The 18252-nt window shown below is 69.3% G+C and carries 19 protein-coding genes and 1 pseudogene; 18 read left to right on the forward strand and 2 right to left on the reverse strand.

All coding sequences use genetic code 11. From position 1 onward, the window contains the following. Nucleotides 1-70: 70 nt before the first annotated feature. The 4 genes from PXH83_RS22615 (at nt 71) to ffh (ending at nt 5935) form a co-directional block, all read left to right on the forward strand. On the forward strand, nt 71-1435 hold the full coding sequence (locus PXH83_RS22615; protein ID WP_274562354.1) for an ammonium transporter: 1365 nt from the start codon (nt 71-73) through the stop codon (nt 1433-1435). Next, nucleotides 1432-1770, forward strand: coding sequence for a P-II family nitrogen regulator (locus PXH83_RS22620; protein WP_274562355.1), 339 nt, complete (start codon nt 1432-1434; stop codon nt 1768-1770). Before PXH83_RS22615 ends, PXH83_RS22620 begins: the two co-directional genes overlap by 4 nt. A gap of 36 nt (nt 1771-1806) precedes the next feature. After that, the gene (locus tag PXH83_RS22625) at nt 1807-4293 is read left to right on the forward strand and encodes a [protein-PII] uridylyltransferase (protein WP_274562357.1); all 2487 of its coding nucleotides are present in this window, start codon (nt 1807-1809) and stop codon (nt 4291-4293) included. Nucleotides 4294-4384: 91 nt separating this feature from the next. Further along, the gene (ffh, locus tag PXH83_RS22630; protein WP_274562358.1) at nt 4385-5935 is read left to right on the forward strand and encodes a signal recognition particle protein; all 1551 of its coding nucleotides are present in this window, start codon (nt 4385-4387) and stop codon (nt 5933-5935) included. A 73-nt stretch (nt 5936-6008) separates the two neighbouring features. Here the strand turns inward: ffh and PXH83_RS22635 are convergent, their stop codons facing one another. Beyond that, a complete protein-coding gene (locus PXH83_RS22635) occupies nt 6009-6884 on the reverse strand; it encodes an SAM-dependent methyltransferase (RefSeq protein ID WP_274562359.1) in 876 nt (291 codons plus the stop codon). Nucleotides 6885-7422: 538 nt separating this feature from the next. Between PXH83_RS22635 and PXH83_RS22640 the strand changes: the two genes are divergently transcribed. The 14 genes and pseudogenes from PXH83_RS22640 to PXH83_RS22705 form a co-directional block, all read left to right on the forward strand. Continuing rightward, complete coding sequence (locus PXH83_RS22640; RefSeq protein WP_214927788.1) at nt 7423-8016, forward strand: hypothetical protein; 594 nt, start codon at nt 7423-7425, stop codon at nt 8014-8016. A 214-nt stretch (nt 8017-8230) separates the two neighbouring features. After that, nucleotides 8231-8677, forward strand: coding sequence for a 30S ribosomal protein S16 (gene rpsP, locus PXH83_RS22645; RefSeq protein ID WP_274562360.1), 447 nt, complete (start codon nt 8231-8233; stop codon nt 8675-8677). 2 nt (nt 8678-8679) lie between these two features. Further along, nucleotides 8680-8919, forward strand: coding sequence for an RNA-binding protein (locus PXH83_RS22650; protein ID WP_003980229.1), 240 nt, complete (start codon nt 8680-8682; stop codon nt 8917-8919). 116 nt (nt 8920-9035) lie between these two features. Further along, nucleotides 9036-9590 (forward strand): ribosome maturation factor RimM, encoded by a 555-nt coding sequence (gene rimM / locus PXH83_RS22655; RefSeq protein ID WP_274562361.1) that lies wholly within the window; start codon nt 9036-9038, stop codon nt 9588-9590. Beyond that, a complete protein-coding gene (trmD, locus tag PXH83_RS22660) occupies nt 9587-10408 on the forward strand; it encodes a tRNA (guanosine(37)-N1)-methyltransferase TrmD (protein ID WP_274562363.1) in 822 nt (273 codons plus the stop codon). Before rimM ends, trmD begins: the two co-directional genes overlap by 4 nt. A gap of 130 nt (nt 10409-10538) precedes the next feature. Continuing rightward, nucleotides 10539-10889, forward strand: coding sequence for a 50S ribosomal protein L19 (gene rplS / locus PXH83_RS22665; RefSeq protein ID WP_214927792.1), 351 nt, complete (start codon nt 10539-10541; stop codon nt 10887-10889). A gap of 45 nt (nt 10890-10934) precedes the next feature. After that, the gene (gene lepB / locus PXH83_RS22670) at nt 10935-11696 is read left to right on the forward strand and encodes a signal peptidase I (RefSeq protein ID WP_274562365.1); all 762 of its coding nucleotides are present in this window, start codon (nt 10935-10937) and stop codon (nt 11694-11696) included. After that, nucleotides 11689-12738, forward strand: coding sequence for a signal peptidase I (gene lepB, locus PXH83_RS22675; RefSeq protein WP_274562366.1), 1050 nt, complete (start codon nt 11689-11691; stop codon nt 12736-12738). Before lepB (PXH83_RS22670) ends, lepB (PXH83_RS22675) begins: the two co-directional genes overlap by 8 nt. 115 nt (nt 12739-12853) lie before the next feature. After that, complete coding sequence (gene lepB, locus PXH83_RS22680) at nt 12854-13597, forward strand: signal peptidase I (protein ID WP_420803236.1); 744 nt, start codon at nt 12854-12856, stop codon at nt 13595-13597. 50 nt (nt 13598-13647) lie between these two features. Then, nucleotides 13648-14379 (forward strand): signal peptidase I, encoded by a 732-nt coding sequence (gene lepB, locus PXH83_RS22685; protein ID WP_274562367.1) that lies wholly within the window; start codon nt 13648-13650, stop codon nt 14377-14379. An 88-nt stretch (nt 14380-14467) separates the two neighbouring features. Next, nucleotides 14468-14971 (forward strand): NUDIX hydrolase, encoded by a 504-nt coding sequence (locus PXH83_RS22690; RefSeq protein WP_274562972.1) that lies wholly within the window; start codon nt 14468-14470, stop codon nt 14969-14971. 55 nt (nt 14972-15026) lie between these two features. Further along, a complete protein-coding gene (locus PXH83_RS22695) occupies nt 15027-15335 on the forward strand; it encodes a DUF2469 domain-containing protein (RefSeq protein ID WP_003965949.1) in 309 nt (102 codons plus the stop codon). 83 nt (nt 15336-15418) lie between these two features. Next, the gene (locus tag PXH83_RS22700) at nt 15419-15787 is read left to right on the forward strand and encodes a YraN family protein (RefSeq protein WP_274562369.1); all 369 of its coding nucleotides are present in this window, start codon (nt 15419-15421) and stop codon (nt 15785-15787) included. Further along, nucleotides 15787-16785: pseudogene (locus PXH83_RS22705) on the forward strand (ATP-binding protein); the annotation flags it as partial. The gene PXH83_RS22700 and the pseudogene PXH83_RS22705, both read left to right, overlap by 1 nt. 621 nt (nt 16786-17406) lie before the next feature. Here PXH83_RS22705 and PXH83_RS22710 read toward each other — a convergent pair. Then, on the reverse strand, nt 17407-17556 hold the full coding sequence (locus PXH83_RS22710) for a hypothetical protein (protein WP_274562370.1): 150 nt from the start codon (nt 17554-17556) through the stop codon (nt 17407-17409). Nucleotides 17557-18252: the final 696 nt, after the last annotated feature.

The following is an 18252-nucleotide window of genomic DNA, read 5'->3' on the forward strand; positions in this document are numbered from 1 at the left end:
CCCTTTTCCAGCCGCACAGGCCAACAGGCTCCGCCCCCGCACGGGCCGCACCTACGACGAGGAGACGCCGATGCCCCCAGGCATCACGACGCTTGCCGCAGACAAGATCGAACTGTCTGCCGCCAACACCGGCTTCATGCTCATCTGTACTGCCCTGGTGATGCTGATGACGCCAGGCCTGGCCTTCTTCTACGGAGGCATGGTCCGCGTCAAGTCCACCCTCAACATGCTGATGATGAGCTTCATCAGCCTCGGGATCGTCACGATCCTGTGGGTGCTCTTCGGCTTCAGCCTCGCCTTCGGCACCGACATCGGCTCCGTCATCGGCTGGTCCTCGGATTACGTCGGACTGAGCAACATCGGCATCACCGAGCTCTGGGACGGCTACACCATCCCGGTCTACGTCTTCGCCGTCTTCCAGCTGATGTTCGCGATCATCACCCCCGCCCTGATCAGCGGCGCTCTGGCCGACCGCGTCAAGTTCACCGCCTGGGCGCTGTTCGTCACCCTGTGGGTCACCGTCGTCTACTTCCCGGTCGCGCACTGGGTGTGGGGATCCGGCGGCTGGCTCTTCGAGATGGGCGTCATCGACTTCGCGGGCGGCACCGCCGTCCACATCAACGCGGGCGCCGCCGCACTCGGCGTGATCCTCGTCATCGGCAAGCGCGTCGGCTTCAAGAAGGACCCGATGCGGCCGCACAGCCTGCCGCTGGTCATGCTCGGCGCCGGTCTGCTGTGGTTCGGCTGGTTCGGCTTCAACGCGGGCTCCTGGCTCGGCAACGACGACGGCGTCGGCGCGGTCATGTTCGTCAACACGCAGGTCGCCACCGCCGCCGCAATGCTCGCCTGGCTCGCGTACGAGAAGATCCGCCACGGCGCGTTCACCACGCTGGGCGCCGCCTCCGGCGCGGTCGCCGGTCTCGTCGCCATCACTCCGTCCGGCGGCGCCGTCAGCCCGCTCGGCGCGATCGCCGTCGGCGCCATCGCCGGTGTGCTGTGCGCCATGGCCGTCGGCCTCAAGTACAAGCTCGGATACGACGACTCCCTGGACGTCGTCGGCGTCCACCTCGTCGGCGGCATCGTCGGCTCTCTCCTCGTCGGCCTCTTCGCCACCGGCGGCGTGCAGTCCGAGGTCAAGGGCCTCTTCTACGGCGGCGGACTCGAACAGCTCGGCAAGCAGGCCGTGGGCGTCTTCGCCGTACTGGCCTACTCTCTGGTGGCATCCGCGCTCCTCGCCTTCGTCATCGACAAGACGATCGGAATGCGGGTCCCCGAGGACGACGAGGTCTCGGGCATCGACCAAGTCGAGCACGCCGAGACCGCGTACGACTTCAGCGGAGCGGGCGGCGGTTCGGCCTCCCGTACGGCCGTACCCGCGCCCGGCCAGAGCGACACGGCCGGCGCCGCGACGCAGACCAAGAAGGTGGACGCATGAAGCTCATCACCGCAGTCGTGAAGCCGCACCGGCTCGACGAGATCAAGGAGGCCCTGCAGGCCTTCGGGGTCCAGGGGCTCACGGTCACGGAAGCCAGCGGATACGGCCGCCAGCGCGGCCACACCGAGGTCTACCGCGGTGCCGAGTACACCGTCGACCTCGTACCGAAGATCCGTATCGAGGTACTGGTCGAGGACAGCGACGCCGAACAGCTCATCGATGTGGTGGTGAAAGCCGCCCGCACCGGCAAGATCGGCGACGGCAAGGTGTGGAGCGTTCCGGTCGAAACGGCGGTCAGGGTAAGGACCGGCGAACGCGGCCCGGACGCCCTCTGACCGGAACGCACGAAGCGCATAAACGGGAGCTGCTGGGTGACGAGCGTTGAAGTGACCACCGAACCGTCCGACTCGGGACCCAGCGGCTACGCGGCGGCCCGGCTGCGTCTTCTCCAGGAGAAAACGCAGTCCGGGCCGCCGCGCCGTTCAGGACTCGCGAAGCTGACCGACGAATGGCTGGAGGCGCTGTTCACCACAGCCGCCCGCGAAACCGGAGTACGCGGCGCCGCCCTGGTCGCCGTCGGCGGATACGGCCGCGGCGAACTGTCGCCACGCAGCGACCTCGACCTGCTGCTTCTGCACGACGAGCACACCAACAAGGCAGAGAAGGGCGCCGTCGCCGCGCTCGCCGACCGCCTCTGGTACCCCGTGTGGGACCTCGGCCTCGACCTCGACCACTCCGTACGTACACCCGCCGAGGCCCGCAAGACCGCCGGCGAAGACCTCAAGGTCCACCTCGGGTTGCTCGACGCCCGTCATGTCGCCGGCGACCTCGGAGTCACCGCCGGGCTGCGCACCGCCGTCCTCGCGGACTGGCGCAACCTGGCCCCCAAACGACTGCCCGAACTCCACGAGCTGTGCCAGGAACGGAACGTGCGGCAGGGCGAGCTGCAGTACCTCCTGGAACCCGACCTCAAGGAAGCCCGCGGCGGCCTGCGCGACGCCACCGCCCTGCGCGCCGTCGCCGCCTCCTGGCTCGCCGACGCCCCGCGCGAGGGCCTCGACGCGGCGCGGCGCCGGCTTCTCGACGTACGCGACGCACTGCACCTCACCACCGGCCGTGCCACCGACCGTCTCGCCCTCCAGGAGCAGACCCAGGTCGCCGCCGAACTCGGGCTGCTGGACGCCGACACGCTGCTGCGGGAGGTGTACGAGGCGGCGCGCACCATCTCGTACGCCAGCGACGTCACCTGGCGCGAGGTCAACCGCGTCCTGCGTGCCCGGTCCGTCCGCCCGCGCCTGCGCGCCATGCTCGGCGGCAGCAAGCCCGCCCCCGAACGCACCCCCCTCGCGGAAGGCGTCGTCGAGCAGGACGGCGAAGTGGTGCTCGCCCGTACCGCACGGCCCGAGCGCGACCCCGTACTCCCACTGCGTGCCGCCGCCGCGGCCGCCCAGTCCGGGCTGCCGATCTCGCTGCACGCCGTACGGCACCTGGCGACGGCCGCGCGCCCGCTGCCCGTCCCGTGGCCCGCCGAGGCACGCGAGGAACTCATCACGCTGCTCGGCGCGGGCGAGGCCACCGTCGGCGTGTGGGAGGCCCTGGAGGCCGAAGGGCTGATCACCCAGCTGCTCCCGGACTGGGAGCGCGTGCGCTGCCGTCCGCAGCGCAATCCCGTCCACACCTGGACCGTCGACAGGCACCTCGTCGAGGCCACGGTCCGGGCCTCCTCACTGACCCGCCGCGTCGGCCGCCCCGACCTGCTGCTGATCGCCGCCCTGCTGCACGACTTCGGCAAGGGCTGGCCCGGCGACCACTCCGTGGCGGGCGAGATCATCGCCCGGGACATCGCCACCAGGATCGGCTTCGCCGGACACGACGTCGCCGTGATCGCCGCACTCGTACGCCATCACCTCCTCCTCATCGAGACCGCCACCCGCCGCGATCTGGACGATCCGGCCACGGTCCGCGCCGTGGCCGACGCGGTCGGAGCCACCGGCACCCTCGAACTCCTGCACGCCCTCACCGAGGCCGACGCCCTCGCCACCGGACCGGCCGCCTGGAGCACCTGGCGTGCCTCACTCGTCACCGACCTGGTGAAACGCGTCGCCGCTGTCCTCGCGGGCGAAGCCCCCGCCGACCCGGAGCCCACCGCCCCCAGCGCCGATCAGGAGCGCCTCGCCATCGAGGCCTTCCGCACCGGCGGACCCGTCCTCTCGCTGCGGGCGCAGACGGAAGGGCAGCCGGCCGCGACAGGGGACGAGCCCGAACCGCTCGGCGTCGAGCTGCTGATCGCCGTACCGGACCAGCCCGGTGTGCTCCCCGCCGTGGCCGGCGTACTGGCGATGCACCGGCTGACCGTACGCACGGCGGAACTGCGCTCCGCCGAACTCCCGCACCCGGTCGCGGACGGCTCGGCCGCGCCCGGCGACGTACTGCTGCTGGACTGGCGGGTGGCGGCGGAGTACGGATCGCTGCCCCAGGCCGCCCGGCTGCGCGCGGATCTCGTACGGGCCCTGGACGGCTCGCTCGACATTCCGTCCCGCCTCGAGGAGCGGGAGCGCGCGTACGAGAAGAACCCGCACCGCCGGGGCGCCCAGGCCCCGCCGCCCCGGGTGACGGTCGCCCCTGCGGGCTCACGCCTGGCCACGGTGATCGAGGTCCGCGCCCAGGACGCCCCCGGCCTGCTCCACCGCATCGGCCACGCACTGGAGGCCGCGGACGTACGGGTGCGCAGTGCGCACATCAGCACGCTGGGCGCGAACGCGGTCGATGCGTTCTACGTCACAGGGCCCGACGGGGCTCCGCTGCCGGAGATCGAGGCAACCGAGGTGGCCAGGGCGCTGGAGGGTGCGCTCCGGTAAGGAGCAGGGGGCAGACCCCACCGCAGACGGACAGATACCCTGGGGGTCATCTCTGTCCACCCGTCCCCTGACCCGAGGATTCGCGACCGCCGTGTTCGATACTCTTTCCGACCGCCTCGCAGCGACATTCAAGAACCTCAGGGGCAAGGGCCGCCTTTCCGAGGCGGACATCGACGCCACGGCGCGGGAGATCCGTATCGCGCTGCTGGAAGCGGATGTCGCGCTGCCCGTCGTCCGTGCCTTCATCAAGCAGGTCAAGGAGCGCGCGACCGGTGTCGAGGTCTCGCAGGCGCTGAACCCGGCCCAGCAGGTCATCAAGATCGTCAACGAGGAGCTCGTCGGCATCCTCGGCGGCGAGACCCGCCGTCTGCGGTTCGCCAAGAACCCGCCCACCGTGATCATGCTCGCGGGTCTCCAGGGTGCCGGTAAGACGACCCTCGCCGGAAAGCTGGGCCTCTGGCTCAAGGGCCAGGGCCACTCCCCGATCCTGGTCGCCTGCGACCTCCAGCGCCCCAACGCCGTCAACCAGCTGAGCGTCGTCGCCGAGCGCGCCGGTGTCGCGGTGTACGCCCCGCAGCCCGGCAACGGTGTGGGTGACCCGGTCCAGGTCGCCAAGGACTCCATCGAGTACGCGAAGAACAAGCTGCACGACATCGTCATCGTCGACACCGCGGGCCGCCTCGGTATCGACCAGGAGCTGATGCAGCAGGCCGCGGACATCCGCGACGCCGTCAGCCCCGACGAGGTCCTGTTCGTCGTCGACGCGATGATCGGTCAGGACGCGGTCAACACCGCCGAGGCCTTCCGCGACGGCGTCGGCTTCGACGGCGTGGTGCTGTCCAAGCTCGACGGTGACGCGCGTGGTGGTGCGGCGCTGTCCATCGCCCAGGTGACCGGCCGTCAGGTCATGTTCGCCTCCAACGGCGAGAAGCTGGACGACTTCGACGCGTTCCACCCGGACCGCATGGCGTCCCGCATCCTCGGCATGGGCGACATGCTGTCGCTCATCGAGAAGGCCGAGCAGACCTTCAGCCAGCAAGAGGCCGAAGCGATGGCGGCCAAGCTGGCGAAGGGGCCGAAGGAGTTCACGCTCGACGACTTCCTGGCCCAGATGGAGCAGGTCAGGAAGATGGGCTCCATCTCCAAGCTGCTCGGGATGATGCCCGGCATGGGGCAGATCAAGGAACAGATCAACAACATCGACGAGCGCGATGTGGACCGTACCGCCGCGATCATCAAGTCGATGACCCCTGCCGAGCGCCAGGACCCGACGATCATCAACGGCTCGCGCCGGGCCCGTGTCGCCAAGGGTTCGGGTGTCGAGGTCAGCGCCGTGAAGAACCTGGTGGAGCGGTTCTTCGAGGCGCGCAAGATGATGTCGAAGATGGCCCAGGGCGGCGGGATGCCGGGTATGCCCGGGATCCCCGGCATGGGTGGCGGCCCCGGCCGTCAGAAGAAGCAGCAGAAGCAGGCCAAGGGCAAGCGCAAGAGCGGCAACCCGATGAAGCGCAAGCTCGAGGAGCAGGCCGCCGCCGAGCGCCGCGAGCAGGCCGGGCAGCCGGGCGCCGCGCTGGGGCTGCCGGGCGGTCAGGTCCCGCAGGACTTCGAACTGCCCGACGAGTTCAAGAAGTTCATGGGCTGACGCCCGCTGTTCATACGCGCCGTGGGCGCCCCTCCTTCATGGAGCGGGCGCCCACGTTGCTTGCGGGGTCAGATCACGGCGTACGCGCTATCAGGTACCGGAAGACGTTCGACATCCAGACCGTCCCGTCGGTGCGCAGATGAGGATGGAGGGCCTCGGTGAGTTCCTTCTCGACCTGCGCCGGATCCGTCGCCCGTACGGCCGAGTCGAACAGCCCGGTCGACAGCAGCCCGCGTACGGCGCTCTCCATGTCGGCGTAGCCGAAGGGGCACGAGACGCGCCCCGAGCCGTCGGGCTTCAGCCCGGCCCGCGAGGCCACGTCCTCCAGGTCGTCCCTGAGCGCGGGACGCCAGCGGCCGCTGTGGGGGGCGCGCAGCGTCTCGGTCAGCCGGGACGCGACCCGCAGCACCGAGGACGTGGCGCAGCGCTCGGGCGGGCCCCATCCGGCGATGACCACGGGGCTGCCGCGTTCCGCGAGCGGTACGGCGCCTTCGAGCGCCGACGCGATTCCTTCCGAGTCGCCGGCCGCGCAGCCCAGCGGCTCGAAGGCGGTCACCAGGTTGTACGCCGGAGCGCTGGGCTCGCACACCGCCGCGGTGTCTCCGGCGAACAGGCGCCTCGACGCCTTGGGCCCGCCCTCTGATGCGCCACCCCAGGCGGCCGCGTCCGGGAGCAGCCGCTCGCGGGCCAGCGCGACTCGTTCGGTGTCGGCTTCGACGCCTGTCACGCGGGCGCCTCGCGCAGCCGCGATCAGCAGGGCGAGGCCGGAGCCGCAGCCGAGGCCGAGCAGCCGGGTGTCGGGGCCTACCTCGAGCCGCTCGTACACCGATTCGTAGAGCGGCACCAGCATCCGTTCCTGAATCTCGGCCCAGTCACGAGCGCGCGCACCGGCGTCCGCCGCCGGCGTGGAGGCCGTGTTCGGGTGGTGCTGTACGAGCGTAGCTGTCATCGAAAGCGCCCCAATCCGCCGAGAGGTCATTCTGAGTCCTGATTGACGTCCCCCGTGTGCGTGCGCTCGTGCTCCCCCCGTAAGCCAGGGAACTGCTCATCCGCCCCCAAGTCCAGAGGTCGTATGGCAATGCTTGCGTGCCCCCGCCGTGCGCCCCCGCGTCCAGCGTGGATCCATCATCCAGAGTGCTGCCGAAACGGCGTTCTCGCCACGGCAGCCGCTGACGGGCCGGTTCCGGATGCCCCGGCTGCCACGGGTACTGTCGCCATCGCGGCGTGCACCCAATTGGGGTACTCGGCAGCGCCCGGCGTGCAACTGGCGCCCCCCGGAGCGCCTGATGCCCCGGCGTGCGGGGGTTGTCTACGCGCTGGGGCGTACGCGCTGGTACATACCGGGTTGATGCGAGCTGGGCGGGTCCTCCGCAGATCAGCGCACCCGCCCTCGTCAGGACGCATCAACGGCAACTGACGGGTACGTGCAAATTATTTGGGATGGCCCGGAATAGGAACACCGGGGCACCCCGGCTCGTTGTCACGACGTGAGCACGACACCACCTGTTCTCGCCGCAGAGCTGGCGCAGGCGTGGGCCGACATTCAGCGGTACCACCCCGAGCTGCCAGATCTAGCCGCGCCCGAGTCCCTGATCGGAGAGTCCTCGTCCGCCTGCGGCGCGGAGCTCTCCTTCGAACGACTGCTGCACGAGGCAGTCCATGGCATCGCCGCCGCGCGGGGTGTCCGTGACACCTCGCGCGCCGGCCGCTACCACAACCGCAGATTCCTCGCGATCGCCGAGGAGATGGGCCTCGACCACCCGGAGGAGCCGCATCCCAGCAGTGGCTTCTCGCTGGTCCTGCTCAACCCCGAGGCGAAGCGGCGCTACCGGCCGACGATCGAGCGGCTGCAGCGGGCCCTCAAGGCACACACGGTCGCCACCGCCGCCGACACGAAGCGGAGCTTCCGCGGGCCTGCCGCCCGGCACGGCTCGTCCGGCGGTGGGGTGCGGGTCAAGGCGGTCTGCGACTGCGGACGCAACGTCCGGGTCGTCCCGTCGGTCCTGGCCCAGGCCCCGATTGTGTGCGGTGGCTGCGGCAAGCCGTTCCGTATCCCGGAAGTGGTGGCCGCAGCGAGCTGACCGTTCCTCGACACCGCTCCCCACCCCCGTGCGAGCGGTGCTGGTCGGGTGATGCCGCACCGTAGGTGTGTGGCACAATGGCTAGCTGTACTCGACAGCCGCATAGGAACCCTCTCGCCTCCGGCTGACGCGTCCATCGGGCACCCGAGTACCGCAACCCCACGTGGCATCTTCGTTGTGCCCAACCACGTCAAGACCAGGAGACACCACTCCAGTGGCAGTCAAGATCAAGCTGAAGCGTCTGGGCAAGATCCGTTCGCCTCACTACCGCATCGTCGTCGCCGACTCCCGTACCCGCCGTGACGGCCGGGCCATCGAGGAGATCGGTCTGTACCACCCGGTGCAGAACCCGTCGCGCATCGAGGTCAACTCGGAGCGTGCGCAGTACTGGCTGTCCGTCGGCGCCCAGCCGACCGAGCCGGTTCTCGCGATCCTGAAGCTCACCGGCGACTGGCAGGCGCACAAGGGCCTTCCGGCCCCGGCCCCGCTGCTCCAGCCGGAGCCGAAGGCCGACAAGCGTGCCGCGTTCGACGCGTTCGCCAAGGGCCTCGAGGGTGGCGACGAGTCCAAGGGCGAGGCGATCACCCAGAAGGCGAAGAAGGCCGACAAGAAGGCGGACGAGGCTGAGGCAGCCGCGTCCACCGAGTCGACCGAGGCCTGAGCATGCTCGAGGAGGCTCTCGAGCACCTCGTGAAGGGCATCGTCGACAACCCCGATGATGTGCAGGTGGCTTCGCGCACCCTGCGCCGTGGTCGTGTGCTCGAGGTCCGGGTCCACCCCGACGACCTCGGCAAGGTGATCGGCCGCAACGGCCGCACCGCACGCGCACTGCGTACCGTCGTGGGCGCCATCGGCGGCCGTGGCATCCGGGTCGACCTCGTCGACGTGGATCAGGTTCGCTGACAAGTTGGTTGTTTTACCTAGATACGCCGGCTCGGGCCGGGGAGGGCTCCAGGGCCCTTCCCGGCCCGCAGTCGTATACGAAGTGATGCCGAAGGCACACGACAGGAGAAGTTCACGTGCAGCTCGTAGTCGCGCGGATCGGCCGCGCCCACGGGATCAAGGGCGAGGTCACCGTCGAGGTACGTACGGACGAGCCGGAGCTGCGGCTCGGGCCCGGCGCCGTACTCGCCACCGACCCCGCCTCCGCCGGGCCGCTGACCGTCGAGACCGGCCGGGTGCACAGCGGCCGGCTGCTGCTGCGCTTCGAGGGCGTCAAGGACCGTACGGCCGCCGAGGCGCTGCGCAATACGCTCCTCATCGCCGAGGTCGACCCGCAGGACACCCCGGAGGACCCCGAGGAGTTCTACGACCACCAGCTGATGGACCTCGACGTCGTCCTGGCCGACGGCACCGAGATCGGCCGGATCGCCGAGATCACCCACCTGCCCTCGCAGGACCTGTTCATCGTGAAGCGGCCCGACGGCAGCGAGGTGATGATCCCCTTCGTCGAGGAGATCGTCGCCGAGATCGATCTGGAAGAGCAGCGCGCCGTCATCACGCCGCCGCCCGGCCTGATCGACGACAGCGAGGCGGAGGTCGTGTCGTCGAGGGACGAAGGCGACGAAGCATGAGGCTCGACGTCGTCACGATCTTCCCCGAGTACCTGGAACCGCTGAACGTTTCGCTCGTCGGCAAGGCCCGCGCCCGCGGGCAGCTCGACGTCCATGTGCACAACCTCAGGGACTGGACGTACGACCGGCACAACACGGTCGACGACACCCCCTACGGCGGCGGACCCGGCATGGTCATGAAGACCGAGCCGTGGGGCGCCGCCCTCGACGACGTCATGGCGGACGGCTACGAGAGGGGCGCACACGGCCCTGTCCTGGTCGTGCCCACGCCCAGCGGCCGCCCCTTCACCCAGGAACTCGCGGTCGAGCTGTCCGAGCGCCCCTGGCTGGTCTTCACGCCCGCCAGATACGAAGGCATCGACCGCCGCGTCATCGACGAGTACGCCACCCGGATGCCCGTGTACGAGGTGTCCATCGGGGACTACGTCCTGGCGGGCGGCGAGGCCGCCGTACTGGTCATCACGGAGGCCGTGGCCCGGCTGCTGCCCGGTGTGCTCGGCAACGTCGAATCGCACCGCGACGACTCCTTCGCGCCCGGCGCGATGGCCAATCTCCTGGAAGGCCCCGTCTACACCAAGCCGCCCGAGTGGCGCGGCCGCGGCATCCCGGACGTCCTGCTCAGTGGGCACCACGGGAAGATCGCGCGGTGGCGGCGGGACGAGGCGTTCCGCCGTACGACCGCCAACAGGCCGGACCTGATCGAGCGTTGCGAACCCGCCGTCTTCGACAAGAAGGACCGCGAGATGCTCAGCATCCTGGGCTGGCGGCCGGGACCCGACGGCCGATTTGGGCGTAACCCCGAGGCCGTGGAAGAATAGGCCGCTGCTGTACGTCCGGCGTGCGCCCCTGCCACAGGGGGAACGACGCCCGCCCGACGCGGACAGCACCCCGAATTCTCTCTTAACGTTCCGTCGATGACCTGTGGCATCGACGAGGAAGCAGACCAACATGTCCAACCTGCTCGACTCTGTCGACGCCGCATCGCTGCGCACCGACGTCCCCGCCTTCCGTCCCGGTGACACCGTGAACGTCCACGTTCGCGTCATCGAGGGCAACCGCTCCCGTGTGCAGCAGTTCAAGGGCGTAGTCATCCGCCGCCAGGGCGCGGGCGTCCGCGAGACCTTCACGGTCCGCAAGGTCTCCTTCTCCGTCGGCGTCGAGCGCACCTTCCCGGTGCACAGCCCGATCTTCGAGAAGATCGAGCTCATCTCCCGCGGTGACGTCCGTCGCGCGAAGCTGTACTTCCTCCGTGAGCTGCGCGGCAAGGCCGCGAAGATCAAGGAGAAGCGCGACAACTGATCGCGCACTCGGCGTCCGGGACCGGCCGGATAGGCTCACGTCCCGATGGACACCGAAGCACACGTCACGGAGCGCGACCGCTCTTCCGACCCCGATACAAGGGAGGGAGAGGGGTCGCGCTCCGCGCGTTTTCTCGATGCCCCGTGGCGCAGGCCTGCTCTCCTCGGCACTGCCTGTGCGGCTTTTCTGCTGCTGTTCAGCACCTTCGTGATGCAGCCCTTCCTGATCCCCAGCGGCTCGATGGAGCCCACGCTGCGGGTCGGGGACCGGGTGCTCGTCAACAAGTTGGCGTACCGTTTCGATTCCGTGCCGCAGCGCGGTGATGTTGTCGTCTTCGACGGCACAGGGTCCTTTGTACGCGAGGAGCCCGCCGGTAATCCGGTCACCGGGCTGGTGCGGTGGGCGGCCGCGGCCGTTGGACTGGCCGAGCCCGCCGAAACCGACTACATCAAGCGCGTGGTGGGCGTGGGGGGCGACCGCGTCGTGTGCTGCGACAAGCGGGGGAGGGTCGAGGTGAACGGCCGGGCGGTCGACGAGACGTACCTGTATCCGGGCGATGTCCCGTCACGGGTCCCGTTCGACATCGTCGTTCCACAGGGCACGCTCTGGGTCATGGGCGACCACAGATCGCACTCCCGCGACTCCCGTGACCACCTGGGGGAGCCCGGCGGTGGCATGGTGCCTGTCGGGAAGGTCGTCGGGCGGGCGGACTGGATCGGCTGGCCGGTGGGCCGCTGGTCGTCACTGGAGCGGCCCGACGCGTTCGGGCGCGTCACCGCGCCGGGGCCGGTCGGGTCCCATGGGTAACCGCGGACGGGCACGGGCGAGCCATCGCGCGGACACCCGGCTGCCCACGGGTACGCGCCCGACGAGCGGGCCGGCGCTGCCGGGCCGGGCGGACCGGCGGAAGCTGGCGCGCAGGGTGAAGCGGCGGCGGCGCAGGTCGGCCGTGAAAGAGATACCGATCCTCATAACCGTGGCGCTGCTCATCGCCCTGGTGCTCAAGACCTTCCTGGTACAGGCCTTCGTGATCCCGTCGGGCTCGATGGAGCAGACGATCCGTATCGGCGACCGGGTGCTGGTGGACAAACTGACGCCGTGGTTCGGATCGCGGCCGCAGCGCGGTGACGTGGTGGTCTTCAAGGACCCGGGCGGCTGGCTGCAGGACGAGAACACGAGCGTCAAGGACGACCCTGTGGTCGTCAAGCAGATCAAGGAAGGCCTCACGTTCATCGGGCTGCTGCCGTCCGAGGACGAGCAGGACCTGATCAAGCGGGTGGTCGCGGTCGGCGGCGACACCGTGAAGTGCTGCGACCAGGACGGCCGGGTCACCGTCAACGGCGTACCGCTCGCGGAGCCGTATCTGAATCCGGGCGACCGTCCGTCGAAGCTGGAATTCGACGTGAAGGTGCCTGCCGGGCGGCTCTTTGTGATGGGAGACCACCGGTCGAATTCGGCCGACTCCCGTTTCCACCTGGACGAGAAGTTCGAGGGCACCGTCTCGGAGGACGAGGTCGTCGGGCGGGCCGTCGTCATCGCGTGGCCGTTCAGCCACTGGCGGAAGCTTGAGGAGCCCGATACGTACGCAACGGTCCCTGATCCGCGCGGCGGGGCGACGGCGGCGCCCGGCCTGTCGAATAGGGTGTCGTCCCAGGATCCGAACGCGTTGATCCGGCTCCCGAGCCCTGCGGAACTCCCGCTCGTTATGGGAGTGATGGGTCTGCGTCAGTTCTGGCGCGGGCGGTGGCACGGAATGAGGAGTGGATGTGGGGGATTTGGCGGTCGGCGCACGATCCGAACGCAACGAGCCCGAGGAACGACCGGAGTCACCCGCAGCCGTGAAAGATGACGTGCGGAACGTGGAGAACAGCAGTAACGGCGCGAACGGCGACGGCAGTGGCGGTGACAGCAGTGCTGGAAAGGCCGACGCCGGTGGGAAGAAGCCGCGTTCGTTCTGGAAGGAACTGCCGCTGCTGATCGGCATCGCGCTCCTTCTCGCGCTGCTGATCAAGACGTTCCTGGTGCAGGCGTTCTCCATCCCGTCCGACTCGATGCAGAACACACTGCAGCGTGGCGACCGGGTGCTGGTGGACAAGCTGACGCCGTGGTTCGGCTCGGAGCCCGAGCGCGGCGAGGTCGTGGTGTTCCACGATCCGGGCGGCTGGCTGGAGAACACCGCGACGCCGGACCCGAACGTCGTACAGAAGTTCCTCAGCTTCATCGGCCTGATGCCGTCCGCCGAGGAGAAGGACCTGATCAAGCGGGTCATCGCGGTCGGCGGGGACACGGTCGAGTGCAAGAAGAACGGCCCGGTCACGGTCAACGGCAAGGCGCTCGACGAGAAGTCGTACATCTTCCCCGGTGACACCCCGTGCAACGACGAGCCGTTCGGTCCGCTCAAGGTGCCGGACGGCCGGATCTGGGTCATGGGCGACCACCGCCAGAACTCCCTGGACTCTCGCTACCACCAGGAGCTGCCGGGCGAGGGCACCGTCTCGAACGACGAGGTCGTCGGGCGGGCCGTTGTGGTGGCGTGGCCGCTCGACCGCTGGTCGACGCTGCCGGTTCCCGACACCTTCGACCAGGCGGGGCTGAACGCTGCTGCGGCGGCGATGTCCGCCGCACCGGGCGCGCTGGGGCTCGCGGGCGCGGTGCCGCTGGTGATCTGGCGCAGGCGAAGGCTGACCGGCGGGCGTACCGCCGGGTAGGGTGCCGCTCGGACCAGCGATTTATCGATCTCCGAGGTGGGGACGCTGCGATGAGCGGAACAGGACGTACAGAAGACGGCCGCGGCCGGCTCGGCAACGCATTGTCCGGGCTGGCCGTGGCCGTCGGCTGTGTGCTCTTCCTCGGCGGCTTCGCCTGGGGAGCGGTGGAGTACAAGCCGTACACCGTGCCCACCGATTCGATGACCCCGTCGATCAAGGCGGGGGACCGGGTGCTCGCGCAGCGAATAGACGGCAGCCAGGTCCGGCGCGGAGACGTCGTCGTCTTCACCGATGCGGTGTGGGGCAATCTGCCGATGGTGAAGCGCGTGGTCGCGATCGGCGGCGACAAGATCGCCTGCTGTGACGAGCAGGACCGGCTCACCCTCAACGGCAAGCCCATCGAAGAACCGTATCTGCAGGACGGGGAGCCGGCGTCGACCACTCCCTTCACGTCCGAGGTGCCCGAGGGCCACCTCTTCCTGCTCGGTGACGAGCGGCGTACGTCGGTGGACTCGCGCGGACACATCACGGACGCCGCAAAGGGAACGGTTCCGGTGGGCAAGGTGGACGCGCGAGTGGACGCCGTTGCCTGGCCGCTGGGCGGGATGATCGACCGGCCGGGGACCTTCGCGGCGCTGCCGGGCGGGGTCTCGACTCCGGGACCGGTCGCTCTGGTGGTGGGCTCGGTGGTGGCGGGCGTGGTGCTGATCTTCGGTGGAGCGGCGTACGGGCCGGTCGCGCAGCGGGTCAGGCGCAGGAAGGTGAGCACGGGTGGACGGTGACGTGAACCGTGGTACGACGGGTGACGTGACCGGTGGTGCGACGGGTGACGTGACGAGTGACGTGACGAGTGACGTGATGAGTGACGTGATGGGCGAGGTGACCGGGGCGGCGCCGCTGCGGAAGGTCGCACGGGTGATCCTGCTCGACCCGGACGACCGCGTCCTGCTGATGCACGGGTACGAGCCCGACGATCCGGCGCTGACCTGGTGGTTCACGCCGGGGGGCGGCCTTGAGGGCGACGAGACGCGGGAGCAGGCCGCGCTGCGCGAGCTCGCCGAGGAGACTGGAATCACAGAGGTCGAGCTCGGGCCTGTGGTCTGGCAGCGGACCTGCTCGTTCCTGTTCGACGGACGGCGCTGGGAACAGGACGAATGGTTCTACCTGGGCCGCACTGCACAGACCGAGACCTTCATGGACGGACTCACCGGCCTTGAGCAGCGGAGCGTCGCGGGGCTGAGGTGGTGGACCTCCGCCGAACTGTCCGCGACGCGTGAGACGGTGTACCCCATCAAGCTCGCCGGGCTGCTGCGTACGCTGCTGGACGAGGGTCCTCCGAGTACGCCGATCGTCTTGGCCCCGGAAGTCGCATAGGGGCGCACGGGGCTGGCGCACAATAGGGGGACGCAAGGCTGAAGGGGAACATGCCATGAGCGCCGAGGACCTCGAGAAGTACGAGACCGAGATGGAGCTGAAGCTCTACCGGGAGTACCGCGATGTCGTCGGTCTGTTCAAATACGTGATCGAGACCGAGCGGCGTTTCTACCTCACCAACGACTACGAGATGCAGGTGCACTCGGTGCAGGGCGAGGTTTTCTTCGAAGTCTCCATGGCGGATGCCTGGGTCTGGGACATGTACCGGCCGGCCAGATTCGTCAAGCAGGTGCGGGTGCTCACGTTCAAGGACGTGAATATCGAGGAGCTCAACAAGAGTGATCTCGAACTTCCGGGTGGCTGAGTTTTCCACAACTGACGCACTGTCCACCAAGATCCACTAGCTGACGGGGTTCGCGGCACATTCGGTTCCGGAGGTGGAACCGGATGAACGCGAAGAACGCAACAGGAGCACTCGGCCGGTACGGCGAGGAGCTGGCGGCACGCAGGCTCACCGAGGACGGTATGACCGTCCTGGAGCGCAACTGGCGCTGCCGCGCAGGGGAGATCGACATTGTCGCCAGGGACGGCGACGCGCTGGTCATCTGCGAGGTCAAGACCCGCAGAGCGGGACCGTTCGAGCACCCGATGCAGGCCGTCAGGTCCATCAAGGCCGAGCGGCTGCGCCGTCTCGCCGAGCGCTGGGTGCACGAGCACGGCGGGCCGCCGCCGGGCGGGGTGCGTATCGATCTCGTAGGGGTGGTGCTGCCCCGGCGCGGGGCGCCCGTCGTCGAGCATGCGCGGGGGGTGGCCTGATGGGGTTCGCGCGTACGTGCTCGGTGGCGCTGGTCGGCGTCGAGGGTGTGGTGGTTGAGGTCCAGGCCGATCTGGAGCCGGGAGTGGCCACTTTCGCGCTGGTGGGGCTGCCCGACAAGAGCCTGGTCGAGAGCCGGGACCGGGTGCGGGCGGCTGTGGTGAACTCCGGCGCTGACTGGCCGCAGAAAAAGCTCACTGTGGGGCTCAGCCCGGCCTCTGTACCCAAGAGCGGCAGCGGATTCGATCTGGCCGTCGCCGTGGCTGTCCTGGGTGCGGCGGAGCGTATCGACCCCAAGGCGATCGCCGACCTGGTGATGATCGGGGAGCTGGGGCTCGACGGCAGGGTCCGGCCGGTGCGGGGCATCCTGCCCGCCGTCCTGGCTGCGGCCGAAGCCGGGTACAGCCAGGTCGTCGTACCGGAACAGACGGCGGCTGAGGCCGCGCTCGTGCCCGGGGTGTCGATCCTGGGCGTACGGAGTCTGCGGCAGCTCATCGCTGTGCTGACGGGTTCCGAGGTGCTGGATGAGGAACGGGTGGGGGAGGGCCGACCCGACGCCATGCTCGCCGGGCTCATGCTGCCGGGTGCCGGGGCGGGCACCGGGCTGGCCGTCGGTGGCTGCGGAGGCGAAGGCGACGGGCCGGACCTCGCGGATGTCGCGGGACAGCATGCGGCTCGGACGGCCCTGGAGGTCGCGGCGGCCGGCAACCACCATCTTCTGCTGCACGGCCCGCCGGGGGCCGGGAAAACGATGCTCGCCGAGCGGATGCCCGCGATTCTGCCGCCGCTGACCAGGCAGGAGTCGCTGGAGGTCACGGCGGTGCACTCAGTGGCCGGCATCCTGCCGCCGGGCGAGCCACTGGTCAGGACCGCGCCGTACTGCGCACCGCACCACTCGGCGACGATGCAGTCGCTGGTGGGCGGGGGCAACGGGCTGCCGAGGCCGGGGGCCGTTTCGCTCGCGCATCGCGGAATTCTCTTTCTGGACGACGCAAGCGACGGCCAGTGCACCCGCGGGGCCAGCAAGGCCCGTCAAGGGCGTCAGGTGGGCGTTGAGGCCAGCGTACGCCGCTGGAAGCCCCGGAGTTCGGGCTGGACGTGTTGGCGCGGTTGATGGCCCGCTGAGGGACTTGCTCCACGCAGCGGACCACGGTTCGTCGATCGTTCGGCGACGCGTGCACCGGTGTGACTGAGTTCTTCAGATGGCCCGTGAGCGGTTGAGTTGGCCCGGCTGAGCATCAGAGGTGGCTCGCCGGTAGCGGTTGGCGCTTTCATCTGCGGTGTTTTCGCGGGAAGCGGCAAGAGAAGTTGCTCGGGCGGGCTGTGCTGGGGGCATGGAGGCATTGGTCCGTACACCGGCCGTCGTGTCGGGGCCGGTTTGGTCGCACAGCTGCACGCCCATCACTGTGCGGTGCGTGTCTGCATCGCCCAGTGATGGGCTACTCCGAGGAGGCCGATCAGCTCCGGAGGACGTTACCTTTAGCCGCTCCCGCTCCCGCTCCCGCTCCCGCTCCCGCTCCCGCTCCCGCTCCCGCTCCCGCTCCCGCTCCCGCTCCCGCTCCCGCTCCCGCTCCCGCATCCGTTGTGGGTACTGTCCCCGACAGGACGGGCTCGTCGTTTCCTACGGCGTGGTGAGGTTCAGCTTGTACGTGGGCTCACCCTCGACCCAGGTGTCGACGAGGTCACCGTTCGACTCGTGGCCTTCGACGCGCAGGTTCAGAGTGAAGCGGTAGGTGCCAGGCCCCGCGTAGCGCAGCTCCTTTACATCCAACGGGGCGCCGTCCTTGGACACGCTGAGTAGATGCGACCACGTCACACGGCACTCGGGGAGCTCCCTCCACGGAGAGAACGGGGATGAGATGAAGCACCTCGCCGACTCCAGCTCAAACTTCAACGTCTCACCGTCAGTGGACGCGCACAACTCAACCTTTGAGCTCATGTACTTCCAACCGTCATCCGTGCGGAAGTCCTCGATGGAACAGACTTTCCCGGCCCCCGGCACCGGGGCCGCGCTGGCCGTAGTGGCCGACGTCGATAGCGCACCGGCGACCAGCAACGAAGCGCCCAAGAGCATGGGAAGAGACGACTTTCGGACCGACATGAGGGATCCTCTCGCGGAGTCGACACAAACGAAGGGCCTGGACACGCGCCACGACCGGCGGAAGGTCCGCCCCCGCGCGACAGCCTGCCCAGCCGCCCACCCCTGTGAAGGCCGCCGCGACCGCGCGGCGGACGGGCAACGGGCGCCCGCAGGAACAACCTGTCCGCAGCCGCGTCCGACCTCACTCGAACACCACGCGATGGCCGGAACCTCACCAGGGCAGCGAAAAGATCGCGTCATCGCTTCCGTCCAGCACAAAAGCCAGGGGCCCGCCCAGCGGCCACCAGGCGTCACCCCCGTCCCGTGTTCCACCTGTCTGACGCCTTTTCCCTCGCAGCCAGCCCATCCGGAGGCAGCGGACCCCCG

This window comes from Streptomyces spiramyceticus, from assembly GCF_028807635.1.
GTDB lineage: Bacteria > Actinomycetota > Actinomycetes > Streptomycetales > Streptomycetaceae > Streptomyces > Streptomyces spiramyceticus.

Excerpts from the sequence above, each read along its gene's own strand:
- PXH83_RS22615 (WP_274562354.1), top strand. The coding sequence starts at position 71 with ATGCCCCCAGGCATCACGACGCTTGCCGCAGACAAGATCGAACTGTCT.
- PXH83_RS22620 (WP_274562355.1), top strand. The coding sequence starts at position 1,432 with ATGAAGCTCATCACCGCAGTCGTGAAGCCGCACCGGCTCGACGAGATC.
- PXH83_RS22635 (WP_274562359.1), bottom strand. The coding sequence starts at position 6,884 with ATGACAGCTACGCTCGTACAGCACCACCCGAACACGGCCTCCACGCCG.
- PXH83_RS22650 (WP_003980229.1), top strand. The coding sequence starts at position 8,680 with ATGCTCGAGGAGGCTCTCGAGCACCTCGTGAAGGGCATCGTCGACAAC.
- trmD (WP_274562363.1), top strand. The coding sequence starts at position 9,587 with ATGAGGCTCGACGTCGTCACGATCTTCCCCGAGTACCTGGAACCGCTG.
- rplS (WP_214927792.1), top strand. The coding sequence starts at position 10,539 with ATGTCCAACCTGCTCGACTCTGTCGACGCCGCATCGCTGCGCACCGAC.
- lepB (WP_274562365.1), top strand. The coding sequence starts at position 10,935 with ATGGACACCGAAGCACACGTCACGGAGCGCGACCGCTCTTCCGACCCC.
- lepB (WP_274562366.1), top strand. The coding sequence starts at position 11,689 with ATGGGTAACCGCGGACGGGCACGGGCGAGCCATCGCGCGGACACCCGG.
- lepB (WP_274562367.1), top strand. The coding sequence starts at position 13,648 with ATGAGCGGAACAGGACGTACAGAAGACGGCCGCGGCCGGCTCGGCAAC.
- PXH83_RS22690 (WP_274562972.1), top strand. The coding sequence starts at position 14,468 with ATGGGCGAGGTGACCGGGGCGGCGCCGCTGCGGAAGGTCGCACGGGTG.
- PXH83_RS22695 (WP_003965949.1), top strand. The coding sequence starts at position 15,027 with ATGAGCGCCGAGGACCTCGAGAAGTACGAGACCGAGATGGAGCTGAAG.
- PXH83_RS22700 (WP_274562369.1), top strand. The coding sequence starts at position 15,419 with ATGAACGCGAAGAACGCAACAGGAGCACTCGGCCGGTACGGCGAGGAG.